General features: G+C 38.5%; 3 protein-coding genes. 1 reads left to right on the top strand and 2 read right to left on the bottom strand.

Features of this window, described 5'->3' with window-relative positions:
- Positions 1 to 156: 156 nt before the first annotated feature.
- Both ACY65O_RS20450 and ACY65O_RS20445 read right to left on the bottom strand, forming a co-directional pair.
- Positions 157 to 1,344: a Gfo/Idh/MocA family protein gene (locus tag ACY65O_RS20450; RefSeq protein WP_462222712.1), complete on the bottom strand. Its 1,188-nt coding sequence runs from the start codon at positions 1,342 to 1,344 to the stop codon at positions 157 to 159.
- Positions 1,345 to 1,670: 326 nt separating this feature from the next.
- Complete coding sequence (locus ACY65O_RS20445; RefSeq protein ID WP_462222711.1) at positions 1,671 to 3,116, bottom strand: glucoamylase family protein; 1,446 nt, start codon at positions 3,114 to 3,116, stop codon at positions 1,671 to 1,673.
- Between the two features lie 180 nt (positions 3,117 to 3,296).
- Between ACY65O_RS20445 and ACY65O_RS20440 the strand changes: the two genes are divergently transcribed.
- On the top strand, positions 3,297 to 3,614 hold a 318-nt coding region (locus ACY65O_RS20440), incomplete at its 3' end, for a cupin domain-containing protein (RefSeq protein ID WP_462222710.1).

Raw genomic sequence — 3,614 nt, 5'->3', positions numbered from 1 at the left:
GCGGGAGATAAAACCGGAACCAAGGATTGCTAATTTCATTTTAAAAATTTTTATTAAAAAGCATTGAGCTGTAAGCTATGAGCTTTGAGCAAGTAACTATAAATTTAAAAACGTATAAAAAATAAGCGTCCAGCTCAAAGCTCATAGCTTACAGCTTTACTTCACTACCGGAAACGGAAACTTACTTTTCAATTTTACTTTCATTCCTGTTGCTGATGATTTTCTTGCGGCTTCAATAATTTCCAGCACATGCAATGCATGCTCTACATTTATTTTTGGTTCTACGCCGGTGATGATGCTTTCGCCAGTAACCCTTGCACCTTCCTGCCATTCGTAACCAGCTTTATCGGTGCTCATTAATCTTGCTGGCTCTGTCCATGAATCATCCATCATCACACCATTGGTTTCCCAATCGTAACCTATCAACCGCATGTTTGCTTTATCGCCATAAATTTGTATGGAGTGTAAACTTTGCGTTCCTGCTTCGTGCCCATGAGGATCAAAATAATTAAAGCCGCACATTACATGACTGATCACTCCTTTATCATGCTCCAGTAAAATTTGTGCATTGTCTTCTGCTTGCACTTTTATTTTTCCTTTATCATCAACGGTTCGTTCAGGATTTACAATACTCGTCATTGCCATTACTGCTCTTGCCGGGCCAAGCAAGCCCGTTAGTGTGGCCATATTATATACACCAAGGTCGGGCATACTGCCGCCGCCTTTCTCATAAAAAAATGCACTCCATGTTGGGCCGGTGTGTCCGTATTGTCCGTGTGCAGCGGCCACCCGCCCTAATTTTCCTTCCTGTATTTGTTTACTCATAAATGCAAACTGCGGAGAGTTCACAACCGCCGGTGCTCCCCACAAACGCAACTTTTTACTTTTTGCTAAATCCAATAATGCTTTTCCTTCTGCGTATGTATTGGCCATTGGTTTTTCGCTCCACACATGTTTGCCGGCCATGATGGCTTTTTTATTTAACTCGCCATGCATCTGCATATCGGTGGTGGTTACCATCATATCAAACGGAACGCCTGCCAGCATTTTATCAATATGCGGATAGGTTTGTGCATTAACGTTATATTGTTTGTTTTGCACCACAGCCCGTTCATATTTTATATCGCAAAGGCTCACCACTTCAATCATTTTTGATGATAATAATTGCGGCAGGTAACGGTTGCTTACACTTCCGCAACCGATTAAAGCAACTCTTAATTTTTTATCGACAGTTGTTATGGCAAAGCTTTCCAGGTTTGCCAGCAACACCGCTGCACCGGCCATGGCTGTTTGTTGTAAAAATCGCTGACGGCTGATACCGCTTTTTGTTTGGTTATTTTCCATGATTCAATCTTTATAATAGAATAGAATATTTTTTTATGCCCGGCTGCATTGCTACTATGATGCTTCATTGGTCTGGCCTAAGGCGAGACACCCTTGTACTTTTTGTTCTTTATTCAGCCTTTCAAATTCGTGTCATTATTATTTTATCGAACTTCTTTTCACAAACCGCCGTCAGGGTTTTCAACCGCTGACGGGGTTAAGCTACTTTCCGTTTTTGAATAATAATTTTTTCTTCCCCAATTCCTGCACCTTCATCAAGGTATCGCCAGTATTTATTTGTTTTGATCAACGAGTATTATTTTATAAAATATTCTTTAATGGGTGCATTAGTTATTTATGTAACTACTTTTAAAACCTAATTTTTTTAATCCATTTTGCACATCAGGAATGTTCATGAATAATTTCCACAACAATCCTGTACGGTAATTTTCAATCATAGTAATTATTGGCCCCTGGTCTATTGCCAAATGACTTTTTGCATACCAGTTGTGATGAATACTGAAGCCATCTACAAAACCATACTTACTCCAGATTTTATCGCCAAGATTATAATAGAAATAACGCAGGGCTTCCATACTTTCTTTAGGAGTGTAGGGCATAGATGAGATGGCGGCAGTGGGTTGTATAACGCCACGATCATTTTCGGGACTGTGTGCCAGATAACCCTTATAACTATCGCCGGCGGTTAGCCCCCAGCATACGGAACTGTATCCTTTAAATTTATTTGGATTCTCGATACAAAATTCCCTGTTTATAAGAGTATGGTTTTTTCCCTGTAAAAAATAATCGTTGCCGAGAGAATCGGTTAAGCCATTGGGATTAATTCCCTGGAAAGTATATTGCTCAAAAAATAATGGACCACCTTTGTCTTTATCATAATTACCCAACGGTAATTTATAACCGTAATATTCTTTACCATTTTTAAATCCCGGACTGCCGACCCATGTACCATTATAAACTTCTTTTGAAATAGAATGAAATTGTGATGAGGCTGACATGATATAAGTAATCAAACATTCGTTGTACCCCCACACCGGGAAGTTCATATCAAAACCATTGCTGGGGCTCCAGTGCCAGAATAATTTATTTTGGTTGTTGGTATGCCAGTTCCAGTTGGCTGCTCCCCACATTTGATTAATGCGTTTGCGCAAATAAATTTCTCTTGGGGTATCACCTTTAATATATTCTCTGGCACATAAAAAACCCATAAGCAAATAACTTGTTTCCACAATATCTGCTCCATCATCCAACCTGTCGAACTTAATTGTTTTACCCGTTCTTCCATTCATAAAATGCGGATAAATGCCATGAAAGCAATCAGCATTAATTAAAAAATCGGCGATCTTAATTAATCTCCTGATGGCAGTATCTTTTCCAATCCATCCTCGGTCTACTGCAACAACAGTACTCATTATGCCAAAGCCTGTACCGCCTATCGCACCTGCATCAGGGCCGAAAGTTGTTTTAGAAAAATTCGGTTCATCCCATGCTTCGTTGATATAATCCCAATAGTGTTCTGCTAAAACAGTGTTGCTTCTTTCTAATGCCAATCCACTATAAGGATGTGCACCATGCCAGAAAAAACGAAAGGTTTGTTTTTGTACCACTTCCATTAACTGGTCATCAGTTAAATTTTTGATGATGCCGACTGGTGCGATACTGTCGGGGCCACTACCATATTTTCCTTTACTAAGGGAAAGTGAATTTTTTTGGGCTATAATATTTTGTGTAGAAAACAATACCAGAAATAGTAAAATAGAACGAACAGGCATAGCAAATCATTTAGTTGGAGAAAAGTATCATGAACTTTTAAAACAATCAATTTAAAAGCTGTAAGCAAATCTACTTTTGTTAGCAGCAATCAACTACCAGTTTACTTTATAATTCCGATACTATTATAGCAAAATAATACAATAATGTTTTATTTTTATGCCATAATACAATCATTTAATATGAAACCATCGTTAGAACGTTTACCATTGGAACAGGGCGAATCTTTTGTGGCAAAATTTTTTGATTACAGTTTTTATCCTACGCCATGGCATTACCATCCCGAGTATGAAATTGTATTGGTAACAGAAAGTACCGGAAAACGTTTTATTGGTGACCATATCAGTGATTTTAAACCTGGCAACCTGGCGTTGCTGGGTCCAAACATTCCGCACACCTACCGCAACGAAGAAAAGTTTTATAGAAAAAATTCGAAGCTGAGGGCCAAATCTTTTGTCATACATTTTTCTGAACAATCATTAGGTAACGATTTTTTACAA

Source organism: Ferruginibacter sp. (assembly GCF_031430955.1).
In the GTDB taxonomy this organism is placed as follows: domain Bacteria; phylum Bacteroidota; class Bacteroidia; order Chitinophagales; family Chitinophagaceae; genus Ferruginibacter.
The sequence above is the reverse complement of the archived record's forward strand: the minus strand, read 5'-3'. Positions and strand labels throughout refer to the sequence as shown.

What these genes read in the sequence shown, in the direction of transcription:
- ACY65O_RS20445 (WP_462222711.1), bottom strand. Translation starts at nt 3,116, where the DNA reads ATGCCTGTTCGTTCTATTTTACTATTTCTGGTATTGTTTTCTACACAA.
- ACY65O_RS20450 (WP_462222712.1), bottom strand. Translation starts at nt 1,344, where the DNA reads ATGGAAAATAACCAAACAAAAAGCGGTATCAGCCGTCAGCGATTTTTA.